This is a genomic window from Nonomuraea sp. NPDC052265 (assembly GCF_044547985.1).
Classification (GTDB): domain Bacteria; phylum Actinomycetota; class Actinomycetes; order Streptosporangiales; family Streptosporangiaceae; genus Nonomuraea.
On record NZ_JBIUBJ010000016.1, the window covers coordinates 37,052 to 55,328 of the forward strand.

Annotated in this window: 18 protein-coding genes; 9 read left to right on the forward strand and 9 right to left on the reverse strand. The window is 67.7% G+C overall.

Going from position 1 to position 18,277, the window contains the following annotated elements; genetic code table 11:
* Positions 1-270: 270 nt before the first annotated feature.
* The gene (dnaA, locus tag ACIHAD_RS35150) at positions 271-1,851 is read right to left on the reverse strand and encodes a chromosomal replication initiator protein DnaA (protein ID WP_397359033.1); all 1,581 of its coding nucleotides are present in this window, start codon (positions 1,849-1,851) and stop codon (positions 271-273) included.
* Positions 1,852-2,299: 448 nt separating this feature from the next.
* Between dnaA and rpmH the strand changes: the two genes are divergently transcribed.
* The 8 genes from rpmH (at position 2,300) to ACIHAD_RS35190 (ending at position 8,174) form a co-directional block, all read left to right on the forward strand.
* Positions 2,300-2,437, forward strand: a complete 138-nt coding sequence (rpmH, locus tag ACIHAD_RS35155) for a 50S ribosomal protein L34 (RefSeq protein ID WP_043614899.1) — start codon at positions 2,300-2,302, stop codon at positions 2,435-2,437.
* 62 nt (positions 2,438-2,499) lie between these two features.
* Positions 2,500-2,862, forward strand: a complete 363-nt coding sequence (gene rnpA, locus ACIHAD_RS35160) for a ribonuclease P protein component (RefSeq protein ID WP_397359034.1) — start codon at positions 2,500-2,502, stop codon at positions 2,860-2,862.
* A complete protein-coding gene (gene yidD / locus ACIHAD_RS35165; RefSeq protein WP_397359035.1) occupies positions 2,859-3,137 on the forward strand; it encodes a membrane protein insertion efficiency factor YidD in 279 nt (92 codons plus the stop codon). The genes rnpA and yidD overlap by 4 nt, the downstream gene beginning before the upstream one ends.
* A gap of 4 nt (positions 3,138-3,141) precedes the next feature.
* Positions 3,142-4,065: a membrane protein insertase YidC gene (yidC, locus tag ACIHAD_RS35170; RefSeq protein ID WP_397359036.1), complete on the forward strand. Its 924-nt coding sequence runs from the start codon at positions 3,142-3,144 to the stop codon at positions 4,063-4,065.
* 20 nt (positions 4,066-4,085) lie between these two features.
* A complete protein-coding gene (locus ACIHAD_RS35175) occupies positions 4,086-4,574 on the forward strand; it encodes a protein jag (protein WP_397359037.1) in 489 nt (162 codons plus the stop codon).
* A gap of 533 nt (positions 4,575-5,107) precedes the next feature.
* Positions 5,108-5,779, forward strand: a complete 672-nt coding sequence (rsmG, locus tag ACIHAD_RS35180; protein ID WP_397359038.1) for a 16S rRNA (guanine(527)-N(7))-methyltransferase RsmG — start codon at positions 5,108-5,110, stop codon at positions 5,777-5,779.
* A 137-nt stretch (positions 5,780-5,916) separates the two neighbouring features.
* On the forward strand, positions 5,917-6,897 hold the full coding sequence (locus ACIHAD_RS35185) for a ParA family protein (RefSeq protein WP_397359039.1): 981 nt from the start codon (positions 5,917-5,919) through the stop codon (positions 6,895-6,897).
* 314 nt (positions 6,898-7,211) lie between these two features.
* A complete protein-coding gene (locus ACIHAD_RS35190) occupies positions 7,212-8,174 on the forward strand; it encodes a ParB/RepB/Spo0J family partition protein (RefSeq protein ID WP_397359040.1) in 963 nt (320 codons plus the stop codon).
* Positions 8,175-8,727: 553 nt separating this feature from the next.
* Here the strand turns inward: ACIHAD_RS35190 and ACIHAD_RS35195 are convergent.
* The 3 genes from ACIHAD_RS35195 to ACIHAD_RS35205 form a co-directional block, all read right to left on the reverse strand.
* Positions 8,728-9,774, reverse strand: a complete 1,047-nt coding sequence (locus ACIHAD_RS35195; protein WP_397359041.1) for a threonine aldolase family protein — start codon at positions 9,772-9,774, stop codon at positions 8,728-8,730.
* Positions 9,775-10,453: 679 nt separating this feature from the next.
* Positions 10,454-11,410, reverse strand: a complete 957-nt coding sequence (locus ACIHAD_RS35200) for a D-alanine--D-alanine ligase (protein WP_397359042.1) — start codon at positions 11,408-11,410, stop codon at positions 10,454-10,456.
* A gap of 129 nt (positions 11,411-11,539) precedes the next feature.
* Positions 11,540-12,865 (reverse strand): PLP-dependent aminotransferase family protein, encoded by a 1,326-nt coding sequence (locus ACIHAD_RS35205; protein ID WP_397359043.1) that lies wholly within the window; start codon positions 12,863-12,865, stop codon positions 11,540-11,542.
* 177 nt (positions 12,866-13,042) lie between these two features.
* Between ACIHAD_RS35205 and ACIHAD_RS35210 the strand changes: the two genes are divergently transcribed.
* A complete protein-coding gene (locus tag ACIHAD_RS35210) occupies positions 13,043-13,660 on the forward strand; it encodes a GNAT family N-acetyltransferase (RefSeq protein WP_397359044.1) in 618 nt (205 codons plus the stop codon).
* A 75-nt stretch (positions 13,661-13,735) separates the two neighbouring features.
* Here ACIHAD_RS35210 and trxA read toward each other — a convergent pair whose 3' ends face one another.
* The 5 genes from trxA to ACIHAD_RS35235 all read right to left on the reverse strand — a co-directional run bounded on the left by trxA (position 13,736) and on the right by ACIHAD_RS35235 (position 18,152).
* Positions 13,736-14,050 carry a thioredoxin gene (trxA, locus tag ACIHAD_RS35215; RefSeq protein ID WP_397359045.1) on the reverse strand — a complete coding sequence of 105 codons (315 nt, stop codon included), beginning with the start codon at positions 14,048-14,050 and terminating at the stop codon, positions 13,736-13,738.
* A 10-nt stretch (positions 14,051-14,060) separates the two neighbouring features.
* Entirely contained in the window at positions 14,061-14,993 is a 933-nt protein-coding gene (gene trxB, locus ACIHAD_RS35220; RefSeq protein WP_397359046.1) for a thioredoxin-disulfide reductase, read from the reverse strand.
* A 124-nt stretch (positions 14,994-15,117) separates the two neighbouring features.
* Positions 15,118-15,993, reverse strand: coding sequence for an anti-sigma factor family protein (locus ACIHAD_RS35225; RefSeq protein WP_397359047.1), 876 nt, complete (start codon positions 15,991-15,993; stop codon positions 15,118-15,120).
* On the reverse strand, positions 15,983-16,618 hold the full coding sequence (gene sigM, locus ACIHAD_RS35230) for an RNA polymerase sigma factor SigM (protein ID WP_397359048.1): 636 nt from the start codon (positions 16,616-16,618) through the stop codon (positions 15,983-15,985). The genes ACIHAD_RS35225 and sigM overlap by 11 nt, the downstream gene beginning before the upstream one ends.
* Positions 16,619-16,634: 16 nt before the next feature.
* On the reverse strand, positions 16,635-18,152 hold the full coding sequence (locus ACIHAD_RS35235) for a protein kinase family protein (protein ID WP_397359049.1): 1,518 nt from the start codon (positions 18,150-18,152) through the stop codon (positions 16,635-16,637).
* Positions 18,153-18,277: the final 125 nt, after the last annotated feature.

The following is an 18,277-nucleotide window of genomic DNA, read 5'->3' on the forward strand; positions in this document are numbered from 1 at the left end:
CCCAGATCATGGTGTGTTCATCCACCGGTTATCCACGAGGTTTCCACAGGTTGTCCACGGGGTACGAGGGTGCCTTCTGGAGCCCCAGATCGACTGTTCACAGGCTGTCCACACGTTATCCACGAGTCATCCCCAGGTTCTCCTCAGGATGTCCCCAGATTCGTCCCCAGCCCTTGTGGGCGGATTTTTCCCGGCATTGGTGGTCGTACCGACGCGGCGATTTTGCGTTTCCGCTGGTCCACAGTGTTTTCCACAGGCTGTGCATGACCATCAAGATCCACGCTTGCTCTGTTTGATACGCATTGTCAGCTCGTTGACCTGGTTGTACATCGACCTGCGCTCGGCGATGAGCGACCGGATCTTGCGCTCGGCGTGCATCACGGTGGTGTGGTCGCGGCCGCCGAACTGCTGGCCGATCTTCGGCAGCGACAGCTCGGTCAGCTCGCGCGCCAGGTACATGGCGATCTGCCGGGCGTTGACGAGCGCGCGGCTGCGCGAGGTGCCGCACAGGTCCTCGATGCTGATGCCGAAGTAGTTGGCGGTCTCGGTCATGATGGCCGCGATCGTGATCTCGGTGTCGGACTCCGAGGTGATCAGGTCCTTCAGCACGACCTCGGCGAGCTGCAGGTCCACACCCTGCCTGTTGAGGCTGGCGAACGCGGTCACCCTGATCAGGGCGCCCTCCAGCTCGCGGATGTTGGTGGAGATCCGGCTCGCGATGTACTCCAGCACCTCGGGCGGTGCGGCCAGGCCCTCCTGGATGGCCTTCTTCCGCAGGATCGCGATGCGGGTCTCCAGCTCGGGCGGCTGGACGTCGGTGATCAGACCCCACTCGAACCGGTTGCGCAGCCGGTCCTCCAGCGTGATGAGCTGCTTGGGCGCGCGGTCGCTGGAGATGACGATCTGCTTGTTCGCGTTGTGGAGGGTGTTGAAGGTGTGGAAGAACTCCTCCTGCGTCTGCTCCTTGCCCTCCAGGAACTGGATGTCGTCCACGAGCAGGATGTCGATCGCCCGGTAGCGGCCGCGGAAGCCGTCGGCCTTGTGGTCGCGGATGCTGTTGATGAAGTCGTTGGTGAACTCCTCCGAGCTCACGTACCTCACCCGGGCGCCGTCGTACAGGCTCTGCGCGTAATGCCCGATCGCGTGCAGCAGGTGCGTCTTCCCCAGGCCGGAGTCGCCGTAAATGAAGAGCGGGTTGTACGCCTTCGCGGGGGATTCGGCCACCGCCACGGCCGCGGCGTGCGCGAACCGGTTGCTGGCGCCGATGACGAATGTCTCAAATGTGTACTTCTGGTTGAGTCTGGCCGGCTCGCTGGGCTTGTTGCTCTTGGCTTCCCAGCGATTCGGCGCCGGCTCCGGCGCTTTCTCCACAGGCGGCGTGTACGGCTGCACCTGTTCAAAAGAGAACGAAGGCTGTGGATATTCGGTGGACGCCGGTGGCTGCTCAGGCTGTGGAGAATAGAACTGCGGGGGCTCGGATACCTGGTAGTGCTGGGGTTGCACCGCCTGTGTGTAACGCGGCTGGCTATCCACACTCTGGGGATAGGGCATATTCACAGGCTGTTGATGGGTGTCTGGCAAAGGCTGTTCGGGGGCCGTGGTGTCGATCATCACGGCCAGCCGCATCGTCATCCCGAGTTCCTGCGACAGCGCGTGGGCCACCAGCGGGCGCAACTTGCCCTCGATGAGGTCCTTGAGGAAGTCGTTGGGGACGCCGAGCACGATCGTGTCGTCCGCGAGGGCGATCGGCCGGACCATCGACAGCCAGGTGCGCTGCTGGATGGGCACGTTCTCGTTGAGGAAGTTGCCCAGGGCCCTCGCCCATACCGTGCCGAGGTCGACACCACTCATGGTGCGGCTCCCCTCCTTCCTCTCGCGGCCCCCCGCGATCGTTTATCCACATGACCGTGGCCGCCCCGAGCGGTCGGCGACCCCTTCGTCCACAGCGTGGCGGCAGGGCTTCGTACCCAGGTCCTCCACAGGAGATCCACAGGCTGTGCACGGTGTTTCAGGTGGTCCAGAAGGGCCGACAGTATCCATGTGCACAGCTGTGTTCAAGACGTTGTCCACAGCCTAGTGGCACCCGGATGCACAAACTGTGGACGTGGGCCCGGCGGTGGAAAAGTCGCCTGTGGATCAGTGGATAACCCGTTCGGTTTGACCTGGGACGCCGTTGGCCCGTAACGTACGACGGTCGGCTTGCCACGCGACGGCTATTTCGCGTGCCCTCGCTCCCACGGCAGGCCGGCCATGTGTGTATAAGCGCCCCTGGGCGCACCTTCAAGCCTGGAGCCCACTCGTGAGCAAGCGTACTTTCCAGCCGAACAACCGTCGCCGCGCGAAGACCCACGGCTTCCGGCTGCGGATGCGCACCCGGGCCGGTCGCGCCATCCTCGCTGCCCGTCGCCGTAAGGGCCGCGAGAAGCTGTCGGCCTGATCGACCCGCGCCCGAAGTCCGGCCCGTCGGTGTACCTCGCCGACGGGCGTTAGGCGTATACGGTGCTGTCCCGTAAATCCCGCATGCGGCGCGGGGACGAATTCGAAGCGGCGGTCCGGCGCGGAAAACGCGCCGGCCGTCCCACTCTGGTGGTGCATCTCAACTTTTCTGGGGAAGAGACACCTCTGGTTGGTTTCGTGGTGAGCAAGGCCGTTGGTGGCGCGGTGACCCGGAACAAGGTCAAACGACGGCTCCGACACCTGATGCGCGACCGTCTCGACCGGCTGCCGCGAGGTAGCCTGCTGGTGGTACGCGCCAACCCACCGGCCGCGTCCGCGTGCGTCGAGCAACTGGCCGCCGAGCTCGACGCCGCGCTGGATCGTTTGCTCAGGCGGCGTGAGTCCTCGACGGGTGGACACAGATGACGGAGCAGCCGCAAGGGGTGCCGGGCCTCGCCGCCCGGGCGCTGATCATCCCCATTCGGTTCTACCGGGCGTTCATCAGCCCGATGCTCGGTCCACGCTGCCGGTTCTACCCGTCGTGCAGCGCGTATGGGCTCGAGGCGATTGCCGTACATGGGGCATTGCGCGGCACTTGGCTGACTGTCCGGCGCATCGGGCGGTGCCACCCATTCCATCCCGGAGGTATAGACCCGGTGCCCCCACGCCCGGTCCGGTCCCACGAAACGCAAGGGAGCTAGCTCGGTGGAGCTGTCCTGGCTCAATTGGCTGTACACGGCCGTCGCCCAAGTCATCACCTGGATCCACCAGGTCTACAGCACTTTCCTCGACCCCAACAGCGGGTTGACCTGGGCGCTGACCATCGTCACGCTGACTGTCTGCATGCGGATCCTCATCTTCCCGCTGTTCCTCAAGCAGATGCGGTCGTCGCGGAAGATGCAGGAGCTGGCACCGAAGGTCCAGGAGCTCCGCAAGCGCTACAAGAACGACAAGCAGCGCATGAACCAGGAGGTCATGGCGCTGTACCAGGGTGCGGGCGCCAACCCCCTCGGTGGCTGCCTCCCCGTCGTGGCGCAGTTCCCGATCTTCATCTCGATGTTCACCGTGCTGCGGGCCATCGCCGCCGACCAGGCCAAGTTCGGCATGTCGCAGGAGCTGGTCGACAGCGCCAAGCACGCGCTGATCATCAACGCCCCCCTGCCGGCCACGTTCTTCGAGGCTCCTGACATCGCCCAGAAGGTCGTCATCGGCTTCTTCGTGGCGATCAGCTCGCTGACCACGTTCCTCACCGTCCGGCAGAGCGTGACCCGCTCGATGGCCCAGATGCCGGACAACCCCATGGCGCAGCAGCAGAAGATCCTGATGTACATCTCGCCGCTGTTCGCCTTCTTCAGCCTCAACTTCCCGCTGGGCCTGATCCTCTACTGGGTCACCACCAACCTGTGGACGCTGGGCCAGCAGCACTGGTTCTACAGCCGGCACCCGATGCCGCAGTTCGACGCCAAGGGCAACGCTGTTCCCGTGACGCCCAAGCCCGGCCTGGTGGCAAAGATGCGGAAGACCACTCCGGAAGAGGAGGCACCTCCCGCACCGCCGGAGCCTAAGATCATTAGGCAGCAGCCCAGCCGCCAGTCCCGCAGCAAGCGCACCGGCAGCAAGAAGTCTTGAACACGAAGGAGAGGCCGGCCATGACCGAGGCCGAGCAGGAGAAGGCTCCTGATCTCAACGCGCTTGAGCAGGAAGGCGAGATCGCTGCCGACTACGTCGAGGGCCTTCTCGACATCGCCGACATCGACGGTGACATCGACATGGACGTCGAGGGCGACCGAGCCATGGTCTCCGTCGTGGGGCTCAAGGGCAACGAGCTGGTGGGTCCCGCGGGCGAGGTCCTGGAGGCGCTGCAGGAGCTGACCCGGCTGGCCGTCCACCGGCAGACCGGGGAGCGGTCGCGGCTCATGCTCGACGTCGCCGGCTACCGCGAGCGGCGCCGGGCCGAGCTGAGCAAGCTCGGCACCGAGGTCGCCACCCAGGTCAAGGAGAAGGGTGAGCCCAAGGCGCTGCACCCGATGACGCCGTTCGAGCGGAAGATCGTCCACGACGCGGTGGCGGCCGCCGGGCTGCGCAGCGAGTCCGAGGGTGAGGAGCCGCAGCGGTACGTGGTGGTCCTTCCCGCCTGAAACGTGCATTGTCAGCCGGTTCGGCCGTCTGTCGGCGCTTGGGTGCGCTGATGGGCGGCCGTTTCCGTATTTATGGCTGTATGTGCGGGGGTGTGGGCTTGCGTGGCCTGTTAGGGCGTTTGCTGATGGGCATCCAGACCTGTGCGGATTGCCGCTGATTCCTGGTGGTCGGAGCGTTCTACGGGGCTTTCGTGCGCTGGCGTGCGTGTTCAGAGTGGTCAGCGGGAGTGTGTGCGCTTTTGTGAGTTGACCTTGATGTTCGTCCGGAAGAGCACTCTTAAGGGCGCCTTGCGCTTATGTCGTTTATGGGGGAGTTGGCGTCGGTGGTGGGATCGAGAGGCGGGCGCGGCGCGTGCTCGACGGTCACCTACATGCCAGCCCGCTAGTCTTCCTGTGTGATCTCACATCTAGCCTTGGGTGGACAGCGCCCCTAGAACGTCGAGACACCCACCGTCGAACGCCCTCCGGCGCCATCGCCGAGCAGGCAACCTGAGTACGAACACCATCTGAGACCGAGAAAGGGCCAGCATCCAGTGAGCGAAGAGCTTCCGGCGCCGCCGGACATAGCGCGGGACGTCTTCGCCGGGGAGGCATGGGACCGCGCGAACGCGTTCGCCGAGCTGCTGGCGGGCCCGGGTGTCGTCCGGGGACTGCTGGGGCCGCGTGAGGTGCCGCGTATCTGGGATCGTCACCTGCTCAACTGCGCCGTCGTCGCCGAGGCCGTGCCGCCGGAGGTGAGCCTGGTGGACATCGGCTCCGGGGCGGGGCTGCCGGGGCTCGTCCTGGCCATCGTCCGTCAGGACATCGAGGTCACGCTGCTGGAGCCGCTGCTTCGCCGTACGGTGTTCCTGGAGGAGTGCGTCGAGACGCTCAAGCTGGACAACGTCGAGGTGCTGCGCGGGCGGGCTGAGGAGCTGGCGGGTAAGCGGGAGTTCGACGTCGCCAGCGCTCGGGCGGTCGCGCCGCTCGACCGGCTGCTGAAATGGGCCATGCCTCTTCTGCGGGAGGGCGGCGAGCTGATAGCCATGAAGGGGGAGCGGGCCGCCGGCGAGCTCGCCGAGGCGGAGTCCCAATTGCGGGCCATCGGGGCCCGAACGGCCGAGCTTGTGACCGTCGGGCACGGTAAGGTCGAGCCGCCTGCAACATTGGTTCGGGTGGTAGCGGGTCGCGCGCCGGAGCAAGCCAGGCGGCGACGAAGGAGGTGACGGCTGTGCCAGTCGCGTCTTGCGGTCTTGGCTGGCCGGACAGCCGTCGGTCCGAGAGCCCAGCCGGGGTTGGATGGCCCGAAATGGGCGTGTCGCAACAGCAAATTCCCGGCACCGGCACACCACTGGTTGAAAGGATGGCCAACGTGACCCAGACCCCCCTGAACCCCGGTGATTCGCCGTTGGTACGAGAGGCGCTCAGTTCAGTGGTTTCACGTGAAACGCCTGCCACCCAGCCGGCCGCCACCCAGGCACCCGTCGCGCAGCCACCCGCTGCGCAGCCCGCCGCCGCCCAGCGTGGCGGCACCAGCAGTGAGGGCGACGGCTCCTGGCCGCGTCCGGCGAAGTGCAGGGTGGTCGCGGTGGCCAACCAGAAGGGCGGCGTCGGCAAGACCACCACCTCGGTGAACATCGCGGCGGCCCTGTCGATGCATGGCCAGCGAGTCCTCGTGGTGGACCTCGACCCTCAGGGCAACGCCTCCACGGCTTTGGCGACCGAGCATCGCGGTGACGTACCGGATGTCTACCAGGTGCTCGTCGACGATCTGCCCATGGCGGACATCGTCAAGCAGGTCCCCGAGATGCCGAACCTCTACTGCGCCCCCGCCACGATCGATCTGGCCGGCGCGGAGATCGAGCTCGTCTCGCTGGTGGCGCGGGAGGCGCGGCTCCGGCGGGCGCTGGCGGCGTACGAGGAGGAGTTCGACTACATCGTCATCGACTGCCCGCCGTCCCTCGGCCTGCTGACGGTCAACGCCCTGGTCGCCGCGGAGGAGGTCATGATCCCGATCCAGTGCGAGTACTACGCGCTGGAGGGCCTGGGGCAGCTCCTCAGGAACGTCGACCTCATCAAGGCACACCTCAACCCGACCCTGCGGCTCTCCACGATCGTCCTGACGATGTACGACGGGCGTACCCGGCTGGCTTCGCAGGTCGCCGACGAGGTGCGGTCGCACTTCGGGGACACGGTGCTGAAGACGGTCATCCCGCGCAGCGTCCGGTTGTCGGAGGCGCCCAGCTACGGGCAGTCGGTCATGACGTACGACCCGGGGTCGAGCGGGGCGATGGCGTACATGGACGCGGCTCGCGAGATCGCCCATCAGGCTGCTGTGGCCTGAGCTGGTCGCGGGTCTTTCGCGTACTGGGCGAGAGGGCCCCTGGTGATGTCGTGTCGGCTGTGAGGCTCGTCATGCCTGTGTTCCGGGTGGCCTGTGTGGAATCACCGGTCTGCTGTCGTTGGCCGGGGCCGGCGGCCGGGTGGGTGGGCTCGTTCGTCGCAAGTCGCGGGTTGAGCAGATTTGTGGCCGTGTCGGCGTAAATCCCACAGGACTGTGTGTGGCGTGGGGGCACCCCGTTGGGCCTGCAACGGTAACCTCTCCTGGAGTGACCGGAATCGACCGGCTGGATTCGACCGGCTGGATGAGGAGACGCAGTGAGTCAGCAGCGGCGGGGATTGGGCAAGGGACTCGGGGCGCTCATCCCGACCGGACCCATTGTTGACGGCCCGGGTACGGCGCCCGCTCCCTCGAACGGTTCCACGGTCGAGGTGGGCCCGAAGCCGATCGCTGGAGCGTACTTCAAAGAGGTCGCCCTGGCCGCGATCGTCCCCAACCCGCGCCAGCCGCGTGAGGTGTTCGACGGGGAGCGCCTCCAGGAGCTCGCCGACTCGATCCGCGAGGTCGGCCTGCTGCAGCCGATCGTGGTGCGCTCTGTGGGCGGCGGCCAGTACGAGCTGATCATGGGGGAGCGGCGCTGGCGGGCGTGCCAGCAGGTCGGTCTGGACCCGGTTCCCGCGATCGTGCGGAACACGCAGGACACCGACCTCCTCCGGGACGCCCTCATCGAGAACCTCCAGCGCGAGCAGCTGAACGCTCTGGAAGAGGCGGCCGCCTACCAGCAGTTGCTGGACGACTTCCAGGCCACGCACGAGCAGCTGGCCAGCAAGGTGGGCCGCTCTCGTTCCCACATCACCAACACGCTCCGGCTTCTCAACCTCCCTCCGGAGGTCCAGCTCCGCGTGGCCGCCGGCACCATCAGCGCCGGGCACGCCCGCGCCCTGCTCGGCCTCAACAGTGCGGAGGAGCAGGTTCAGTTGGCCAAGCGCATCGTGGCGGAGCTTCTGTCCGTGAGGGCGGTGGAGGAGATCGTCGCGATGGGCAGCGCGAAGGCCGCTCAGAAGGCGCCGCGTGAGCGGCAGGTGGCCAAGCCCACGGCTCCTGGGCTGACGCATCTGGCGGACCGGCTCTCCGACCACTTCGAGACGAAGGTCAAGGTGGACTTGGGGCGGCGCAAGGGGCGGATCGTGGTGGAGTTCGCGACGATCGACGACCTTGAGCGCATCATCGGGACGATGGCGCCGGAGGCGGCTCGGGCGATGCGAGAGCGCGAAGACTGACCTGAGGTGTTTCACTGACCCGAGGTGTTTCACTGACCCGAGGTGTTTCACTGACCCGAGGTGTTTCACTGACCCGAGGTGTTTCACTGACCCGAGGTGTTTCACTGACCCGAGGCGTTTCACTGACCCGAGGTGTTTCACGGGCTGGCTTGACGTGTTTCACGTGAAACCCCTCGCTCTTTCACGTGAAACCACTCCGTGGCCCTTCTCTCCTCTCCTCGCCCGGCCTCACCTTCTCTCCTCGGCTCTCCTCTTCTGGCGGTCTTCTCTTCTCTCCGGCTCGCCGTCTCTCTTGCTGCCGCGTCATCACGATCGCTGAGTGGCGTCGTTCTTCTTGAACCAGCGTGTCCGCTGACTACGCCCGCCAGCGGTGGTCTTCATGGTGCTGAGCATCGGATGGTCTCGATTTCCTCGGCCTTCGTGTCCCGGTTCACGCCCTCAGAGCGTGCGCCGACGCTCTCTCGTCGTCGCTGGGAGGCGGTGTTTCACGTGAAACCCTGCGTGGCTCGGCGCGGTGGGGAGGCGGTGTTTCACGTGAAACGGGGGCGACGGGTTAGGGGGTGGCTGTCTTGTGGAGGGTGGCCAGGAAGTCGTCCACGTGTTCTTCGGTGGTGTCGAAGGCGGTCATCCAGCGGACGGTGCCTGCCGCCTCGTCCCAGTAGTGGAAGAGGTAGTGCCGGCGGAGGGATTCGCTGACGGCGTGGGGGAGCGTGGCGAAGACGGCGTTGGACTCCACGGGGTGGGTGAGGGTGACGCCGGGTACGTCTGCGAGGCCGTTCGCCAGACGGAGGGCCATCTGGTTGGCGTGCGAGGCGTTGCGGTGCCAGAGGTCGTCGGTCAGGAGCGCGGAGAGCTGGGCCGAGACGAAGCGCATCTTCGAGGCCAGTTGCAGTGACTGCCGCCGGAGGTAGGGCACCGCATCGGTCAAGGACGGATCCAGGACGACCACCGCTTCGGCGGCCATGGCGCCGTTCTTGGTGCCACCGAAGCTGAAGACGTCTACGCCTGCGTCCGTGGTGATGGCTTTCAGGGAGCAGTCGAGGTGGGCGGCGGCGTTGGCGAGGCGGGCGCCGTCAACGTGGAGGCGTAGGCCGGAGGCGTGGGCTGTCTCGGCCAGGGCGGCGATCTCGGCGGGGGAGTAGCAGGTGCCCAGCTCGGTCACCTGGGAGATGGAGACGACCGTTGGTTGGGGCTCGTGGTGCTGGCCAATGAGGTTCAGGTGGGCCTTGATGTCGTCCGGGTGAAGCTTGCCCTGAGGGGTGGGGATGGTGCGGAGCTTCACGCCCAGCAGGCGTTCCGTGGCGCCGGTTTCGTGGGTGGCGATGTGGGCGGTGTCGGCGCAGAGGATGGCGTCGTAGCGGCCGAGCATGAGGGCCAGGCCGACCATGTTGGCGCCGGCTCCGTTGAGTACGGCGAAGCCTTCTGCTGTGGGGCCGAACGCTTCCTTGATCTTGCGCTCGAAGGTTGAGGTCCAGGTGTCGTCGCCGTAGGCGGGGGCGTCTCCGTGGTTGGCGGTGGTCATGGCGTGGAGGATGTCGGGATGCACGCCTGCGTGGTTGTCGCTGGCGAAGCTCTTGGGGTGGGTGGGATTGATCGGCACACCGTAAGGCTATGCAAGGTCCTTGGGCGGGGTGGCTCCCGGACCGGGGGATGTCTCCCCGTGGCGTTGTCGAGGGTGCGGGACGGTGCGGATACGCCGGTTGTTCGAGCGTTTCGGCGACGGATGGCCCGGCGGCTTGGAAGGCGCGCCACTGGGAGAGGAGTTGGCGGAGGCGATGACGTGGCGCTCGGGGGTGGGCACGGCCGGAGAGCGCGCTGGGAAGCGGCGGGGTTCAGGGCGGACGCGGTGGCGCGCAGAGGGGGGCGGGGAGGGGCTGGGGCGGTGGTGTTCAGGGGAGGCGCGCTGAAGAAGTCGGGGGTGGTCTGTAGGGGAGGCGCGCTGAAGAAGTCGTGGCGAGCGGTCTACAGGGGAGGCGTGCTGGAGGAGTCGGGGGGCTACGGGAGCTGTGCTGAAGGAGTCGGGGTGGGCGGTCTGCGGGGGAGGTGTGCTGAGCAGGCACGGCTGGGGCGGGCGGGGGCTGGTTCAACGGCGCCGGTGGAGAGGTGGTGGCCTGCTGCCGGGAGAGGGGTGATCCGGTGTTGAGCCTCGACGGCGTGTTTCGCTGGTGACCTCTCGGGAGGATCAGGCCGCGAATGCGTCGGCAGCGTTGACCCGTTCAGCCGTGAGAAGCGGTGGGAGCCGACGATCCACCGCTCGTCGCCCCCGAGGAGGACCGGGCTCAGGGTCGGTGGCGGTCGGCGGCGTTCTGGAGGAGGGTGCGGCAGAGGTCGCCGAGGTCGCGGCCCGCCGCCTCCGCCGCCATCGGCAGCAGCGACGTCTCCGTCATCCCCGGCGCCACGTTGACCTCCAGGAAATGCGGGTCGCCGGCCGCGTCCACGATCAGGTCGGTACGGGAGATGTCCCGCAGCCCCAACGCCGTGTGCGCCGTCACGGCCATCTGGGCGCACGCCTCGGCGGCGGCCGGGGAGAGGCGGGCGGGGGCGAAGAACTCGGTGTGCCCGGCCGTGTAACGAGCCGCGTAGTCGTAGACGCCGGCGTCGGGGACGATCTCCACGGCGGGCAGCGCCACGGGCCCCTCGCCGAGGTCGACGACCGAGACCGACACCTCGACCCCCTCGACGTACCGCTCGATGAGGGCGGTGTCGCCGTAGGCGAAGCAGCCGACCATGGCGGCGGGAAGGTCTTCGGCCGTACGGACGATGGAGGCCCCGAGGGCCGAGCCGCCGCGGGCGGGCTTGACGAACAGCGGGAGGCCGAGCCGGTCGATGATGCGGCCGAGCACGACGGTGGCGCCGAGGTCGTGGAAGGTCTCGCGGGGGAGGGTGACGGACTCGGGGGTGCGCAGCCCGACCGAGCGTACGACGGCCTTGGCGGTGGGCTTGTCGAAGGCCACCCGGCAGGCGTCGGGACCGGCGCCGACGTAGGGAACGTCGAGGAGTTCGAGCACGGAACGGATGGCGCCGTCCTCGCCCGCGCCGCCGTGGAGGGTGACGAACACCGCCTCGGGCGGGTCGGCGAGGATGGCGGGCACGAGGGAGGCGTCGGTGTCGCGGGCCTCCACGTCGATGCCCGTGGCGCGCAGCACCTCGCTGACCCGGCGGCCCGAGCGCAGGGACACCTCCCGCTCATAGGAGAGGCCCCCGGCCAGCACGAGCACGTGGCCCAGATCGCTCATCACATCTCCTCCGCTGATCGTACGCGTCCAACCGTACCGGCGGCTGGCGGCGAATGGTGTAGGTGAGGCCCGCACACGAGTACGGCCGGCGTCCCCGTCCTCGGGGAGCGCCGGCCGTACCGAGGAAAGCTAGGCCAGTTCGGGCCCCGGCGTGTCAACGCCGACCCGGTCGGGACCGGAGCCGGTGCCGAACATGTCCCGGAGCTGCATCTCCTGCTCGATCACCCCGGACAGGCGCCGCACGCCCTCGCGGATGCGATCGGGCTCGGGGAAGCAGTAGGACAGCCGCATGTGCCGGGCGCCGCTGCCGTCGGAGAAGAACCCGGTGCCGGGTACGAACGCCACCCGCTCGGCCACGGCCCGCGGCAGGATCGCCTTGGAGTCGAGCCCTTCGGGCAGCGTCGCCCAGACGAAGAAGCCACCGGCCGGACGGGTCCAGGTGACCTCGGGCGGCATCAGGGCCTCCAGGGAGTCCAGCATGGAGTCGCGCCGCTCGCGGTAGAGCTCCTTGAAGGACTTGATCTGCTCCCGCCACGGCTGCGTGGTCAGGTATTGGCCCACGGCGAGCTGCGTGAACACCGAGTGCGACAACACGGCCGACTCCATGGCCAGGATCAGCTTGTCGCGGATGGCGTGCGGCGCGAGCGCCCAGCCGACGCGGAAGCCCGGGGCGAGCGTCTTGGAGAACGACCCCAGGTAGACCACGCCGTCGGGGTTGTCGGCCCGCAGGGCGCGCATGGGCTCGCCGTCGAAGCCGAGCAGCCCGTACGGGTTGTCCTCGATGATGAGGATCCCGGCGCGCTGGCAGATGTCGAGCACCTGCTGCCGCCTGGCCAGGTTGAGCGTGACACCGGCCGGGTTCTGGAAGGTCGGGATCGTGTAGAGGAACTTGACGGGCGCTCCGGCGGTCTCCAGCGCGTAGATGGTCTGCGCCAGCGATTCGGGCACGATGCCCTGATCGTCCATGGCGATGTGGACCACTTTGGCCTGGTAGGCGGAGAACGTCCCCAGGGCCCCGACGTACGAGGGGCCTTCGGCGAGCACGACGTCGCCCGGGTCGATGAAGATCCGGGTGATCAGGTCGAGCGCCTGCTGTGAACCGACGGTGACGACGACGTCGTTCGCCCCGGCCTCGATCCCCTCCAGCCGCATGACCTCGCAGATCTGCTCGCGCAGATCCGGGTCACCCTGGCCGGAACCGTATTGCAGCGCGACCGTGCCGCGCGTGGTGACCAGGTCGGAGACCAGCTCGCCGACCATGTCGAGGGGGAGCGCCGTGACGTACGGCATGCCGCCGGCGAGCGAGACCACCTCGGGTCTCGACGCGACGGCGAAGAGAGCTCGGATCTCGGAGGCGACCATCCCGGTAGCTCGTGCGGCATACCGGTCGACGTAGGCGTCGATGCGCGACCCTTGGGTCGCGGGTGTCTGACCGTGATCAAGCTCTTCCGTCACGGCCCACCTCCTAGGTGTCATATCGGACCGAAATACCAGATTACGCCAGTCGGACATGTCCTTCGTGACCGGGCTCGACCGTCGTGGTATCCGCTGGCTGCATCTTCACTGAGCTACCATGCCACCAACGGACGCGGTTTTCGCGCGCTTTTTCTGGGTCGACGATAGGGGCCGTAGTTGTCGCGCCGGCTGGTCAACATAACCCTGGACAATCTCGAAGATCTGCCGCGCCGCTGCCGGCGGTGCGTGTTCTGGGAGCTGGATCCCCTCAGTGGCGAGCGCGCCGTGCACTCGGGCGATTCCGGGCTGGAGAAGGAGGCCTGGATCTCGGGCACGCTGCTGGAATGGGGGAGCTGCGGGAAAATCGCCTATGTCGACGGGGTTCCGGCCGGGTTCGTCCTCTACAGCCCGCCGCTCTACACCCCGCGTTCGCTGGCCTTCCCCACCTCGCCGGTGAGCGCCGACGCGGTGCTGCTGATGACGGCCCACATCATCCCCGAGTTCTCGGGCGGCGGGCTGGGCCGGATGCTCATTCAGGGAGTGGCCAAGGATCTGACCAGGCGCGGGGTGAAGGCCATTGAGGCGTTCGGCGACCTCAAGTGGGAAGAGCCTAGTTGTGTAGTTCCTGCTGAATACTTGCTTTCTGTGGGTTTTAAGACGGTTCGACCGCATTTGCGATTTCCGCGGTTGCGTTTGGAGCTGAAGAGCGCCGTCTCGTGGCGCGAGGACGTCGAGGTGGCCCTTGAACGCCTTCTGGGGTCCATGAGCCCGGAGCGCGCCCTTCGTCCCGTCTGACGCCTCTTGAGAGCCTGAGAAGGGCAAGCGAAAGCCCCCGCGGGCACCGCCACGGGGGCTTCGACATGGGGGCGACTAGATGATGCCTTCGAGCTCGCGGAGCAGCATGGCCTTCGGCTTGGCGCCGATGATCTGCTTCACGACCTCGCCCCCCTTGTAGACGTTCATCGTGGGGATCTGGAGCACGCCGTACTCGCGCGGAACCTCGGGGTTCTCGTCGATGTTCAGCTTGACGATCTCAAGCTTGTCGCCGTGCTCGTTCGCGATCTCCTGGAGAATGGGCGCGACCTGACGGCACGGGCCGCACCACTCGGCCCAGAAGTCGACCAGCACGGGCTTGTCGCTCTTGAGGACCTCGGTCTCGAACGTGGCGTCGGTAACTGCCTTCACGGTGCGCTCCTTACTTCTCGTTGTTGGCCAGCCAGCGCTCGGAGTCGAGCGAGGCGGCACAGCCGGTGCCGGCCGCGGTGATGGCCTGACGGTAGGTGTGGTCGACGACGTCGCCGGCCGCGAACACGCCGTCGATGTTGGTGGCGGTCGACGGCGAGGCGACCTTGATGTACCCGTTCTCGTCGAGCTCGATCTGGCCCTTGACCAGCTCGGTACGGGGATCGTGACCGATGGCCAGGAACAGCGCGTCGGTCGCCAGCTCGCACTCCTCGCCGGTCTCGACGTTGCGCAGCTTGACCGCCTCGACCTTGGTGTCGCCGAGCACGTCGACGACCTCGGAGTCCCAGACGAAACGGATCTTCTCGTTGGCGAACGCGCGCTCCTGCATGATCTTGCTGGCGCGCAGCTCGCCACGGCGGTGGACGACCGTCACCATGCGCCCGAACCGGGTCAGGAACGTCGCCTCCTCCATGGCGGTGTCGCCGCCGCCCACGACCACGATGTCCTTGTTGCGGAAGAAGAAGCCGTCGCAGGTGGCGCACCAGGACACGCCGTGGCCGGACAGGCGCTTCTCGTTCTCCAGGCCGAGCTCGCGGTAGCCGGAGCCCATGGACAGGATCACCGACTTGGCGTAGTAGGTGTCGGTGTGGGTCTTGACGACCTTGGGGTTGGCCTCCAGGTCGACCTCGACCACGTCGTCGGCCACCAGCTCGGCGCCGAAGCGCTCGGCCTGCTTGCGCAGGTTGTCCATCAGATCGGGGCCCATGATGCCGTCGGGGAACCCGGGGAAGTTCTCCACGTCGGTGGTGTTCATGAGCGCACCGCCCGCCGTCACGGAGCCCTCGAAGACCAGCGGCTTGAGTTCGGCGCGCGCGGAGTAGACGGCCGCGGTGTAGCCCGCAGGGCCCGACCCAATGATGATCACGTTACGAACGTCGCTCAACGCTCCCACGCCTTCCTCGTCTGCTGTTTGCTTCGGGCTCAACAGATCCTAGGCCGAGCTGATTCCCGGCCTTGCCCGCGAAACGAAAGAGCCCGCCGAAGCGGGCTCTGACGTGGGCTTTCGATTACCAGCGGCCCAATGTGGGCTTCCGCAGGTTCTTGCAGTTGAACGGATCGACGATGTCGATGCGCAGCTTCTTGTCGGCCCGGTCCTTCCAGGAGGCCACGATCAGCGCCTCCTGGCCGTTGTACTGGCCCTGGTCGACCGCGAACGTCTGCAGCTTCGAACGGGCGGCCACCTTGCCGACGCATCGGTCGACCCTGGCGGTGTCCGGGGAGCCTTCGAGGGCGGCCGGAGCGGCGCCGAAGTACCCGAGTAGCGGCTGGCGCAGCTCCCGGTCGCTGTAGTTGTAGTTGCTGTCGGTCAGTGCGTAGGCCCTCGCCCGCTGGTGGGGCTTCGACGGCGTCGCCGGCTGCGCCACCGTGGGCCCGGACGAACCGCCCGGTCCGCTCCCGCCGGCCAGCAACCCGCCCGAGAGCGCCAGCGTGCCGACCACCACCGCGGCCGCCGCCGACGCCGCCACGGCGGGCATGGCCCACCTGCGTCGCCTGGACGACCTGGTCCGGGCCGGGACGATGGTGCCGTCGTCGGAGACCACGCCGAGACGCGCCGGCTCGGGGATCTCCGCCGCCGGCTGCTCCCACGGGGAGTCCCGCATGAGCCTGTCCCAGTCAGGTGCCTCCACGAGGTCGACACCCCCGCGGCGGGACTCCGCCTCGGCGGCCAGCGCCTTGTCGATGCGCAGTGCGACGCCCATCGGCATGGCCGGTGTAGGAGTCGCCGCGAGCACCTCACGAACCGCCGCCAGGTCTGCCAGCAGCTCCCCGCAGGGGTCGCAGACCGCGAGATGCTCGCGGACCCGGCGTGCCGTCGCGGCGTCCAAGAGATCCTCTGCCAGCTCGGCCAGGACCTCAAGATCGTAGTGCGTATCACCCGTCACGAAGTTCTGCTCCCTTCGCGGATGAGACGCGGTTGAGGTCCGAACGGTTCCGCAGATGCGAAAGAATTGGGGCAAGTTTCGCGCGGCCCCTCGCGCATCTGCTCTTCACGGTGCCGCTTGGCACCCCAAGCACCTGAGCTGCGTCTTCGACTGAATATCCCATCATGTCCACAAGCACGAGAGCCGCCCGCTGGTCGGTGGGCAACATTTTCAGAGCCGCCGAAACCTCCATCGAGACCTCGCGCTCGACGGTCTGGTCGGGGAGCGGGCTGTCCCGCTCGGCGGCCTCTATCAGTTCGTCGTCGGCCACCGGCCGGACGGACTTGCGCCGCATCCGGTCGAGGCAGGCGTTGACGACGATGCGGTGGAGCCAGGTGGTGACGGCCGCCTCACCTCGGAACGAGGCGGCCTTGCGATATGCGGAGACGAACGCGTCCTGAACGGCGTCAGCCGCCTCGTCAGGGTCACCGAGAGTACGCAGCGCAACCGCCCACATGCGGTCACGATGCCTTTTGACGATCTCGCTGAACGCGTGTGGATCCCCGTTGATGTGCGCGGTCAGCAGCTCGGCGTCTGTGATCGCCGGCCGCTCCGCTGGTGAGGGTGTCTCGGGTGGGGAGTTCACAAGAGAGATTCCTGATTTATGCCGATCCGGGAGAATGCACCACTACTTCATAGATGGTGCCACGAAACTGGCCTGCATCCGCCGGAACGCGCGTAAACCAGATCAAAACGTACCGACCGCTTGCCGGTTCCTCGGGAGTCAGGGTGGTCTTGCCCGAGGCGCTCTTCTGGGTCGCCACGGTCTTGAGCGAGCCGAGGTCGGCGGAGTCGCCGACCTTCAGCTCGACGCTCGACCCCTCGGTCTTGGCCAGCGTAGCCACCACGTCGCTGATCTGCACGGACTTGCCCATGTCGAGCAGCAGGCCGACGCCCTTCTTGAGGTTGCCCAGCTCGGCGCTGCCGTAACTCTGGGTCGTCCAGGCCGTGCTGGGCTTGCCGTCGATGGCCAGGCCGGCGATGTCCGACTTCTCGTCGCCGTCGTCGCCGAGCGGGTCGAAGCCCTTGGCCTTGTCCGGCTTGACGGCCTGCGCCGAGGCCGAGGCGGAGGACTTGCCGGTGGTCGGGCTGACCGACGCCTCCGGCGTGGCGGGGCTGCCGAGGCTGCGGCCGATCGTCCAGGCCCCGACGCCCACGGCGGCGATGACCAGCAGCACCACCAGCGTCATCAGCACCCGGTTGAGCACGCTGCCGCCACCCTGGTTGGGGGGACGGCGCGGCACGGACGGCGGGGGCGGCATGGTGCGCTGCTGCCGGTGGGCGACGTCGAGGCCCTCGGTGTGCGAGGCGGAGGCGACCGCCGGCGTCGAGGGGTAGGAGATCGCGATCGGCATGGGCCTGGCCACGTCGGCCAGCGCCTCGGCGACCTCGGACGGGCTCGACAGCGCGCCCTGGCCCTTGCGCGACTCGGGCAGGCAGGCGCGGACGGTGACCGTGTCCAGATAAGACGGGACACCGGCGGTGACCTGTCGTGGCGAGCAGAAGTGGCCGTCGCTCATGGGGGCGGCGGGCAGGCCGCCCTCCTCCTCGTCGCCGGGCCAGTGACCGGTCAGGCCGGCGTACAGCAGCCTGCCCAGCCCTTCGGCGTCGTCGAGGGCGGGCTGGTCGGTGGTGAGCCCGGACAGGGCGGCGTCGACGGCCACGCCGAGCACCTTGACCGTGTTGCCCGTCGTCCACACCAGGTGGGACGGGCGCAGGCACAGGTGGTAGAGCTTGGCCTCGTGGGCGTGCGCCAGCGCCTCGGCGGCCTCGGCCACCAGGCCGGCCGCGCGTTCGGGTTCCAGCGGGCCGGCGGCGAGCAGGTCGGTCAGCGTCTCGCCGGTGACCCACTCGCTGACCACGTAGGAGTGCTTGTCGTCCTCGCCGGCGTCGAACACCTGGGTCAGGCGCGGGTCGGTGAGCCGGCTGGCGGCGCGGGCGGCGGTGACGACCTCGTGCACGCGCGGGAAGTCGGGGCCGAAGGTGTGCACCGCCACCGGGCGCGCGAGGATCTCGTCGATCGCCTTCCACAGGGTCGCGCCGTCGGACTCGCTGACGCGGTCCTCCAGCCGGAAGCGTTCGGCCAGTCGGGTGCCGGGTTCCACGGCCGACGTGCTCACAGGCTCTCTCCGCTAGGCCGATCGGGCGTGCTCATGACTCGACTCACCTGCGTGGTGGTGTCCCACGTAGGCACGCTATGCCGGGTGGATCCGCCCACGCCCCTCCTGCTTCCATTCGCGCGCGT

Excerpts from the sequence above, each read along its gene's own strand:
- dnaA (WP_397359033.1), bottom strand. The coding sequence starts at position 1,851 with ATGAGTGGTGTCGACCTCGGCACGGTATGGGCGAGGGCCCTGGGCAAC.
- yidD (WP_397359035.1), top strand. The coding sequence starts at position 2,859 with ATGACGGAGCAGCCGCAAGGGGTGCCGGGCCTCGCCGCCCGGGCGCTG.
- ACIHAD_RS35175 (WP_397359037.1), top strand. The coding sequence starts at position 4,086 with ATGACCGAGGCCGAGCAGGAGAAGGCTCCTGATCTCAACGCGCTTGAG.
- ACIHAD_RS35185 (WP_397359039.1), top strand. The coding sequence starts at position 5,917 with ATGGCCAACGTGACCCAGACCCCCCTGAACCCCGGTGATTCGCCGTTG.
- ACIHAD_RS35200 (WP_397359042.1), bottom strand. The coding sequence starts at position 11,410 with ATGAGCGATCTGGGCCACGTGCTCGTGCTGGCCGGGGGCCTCTCCTAT.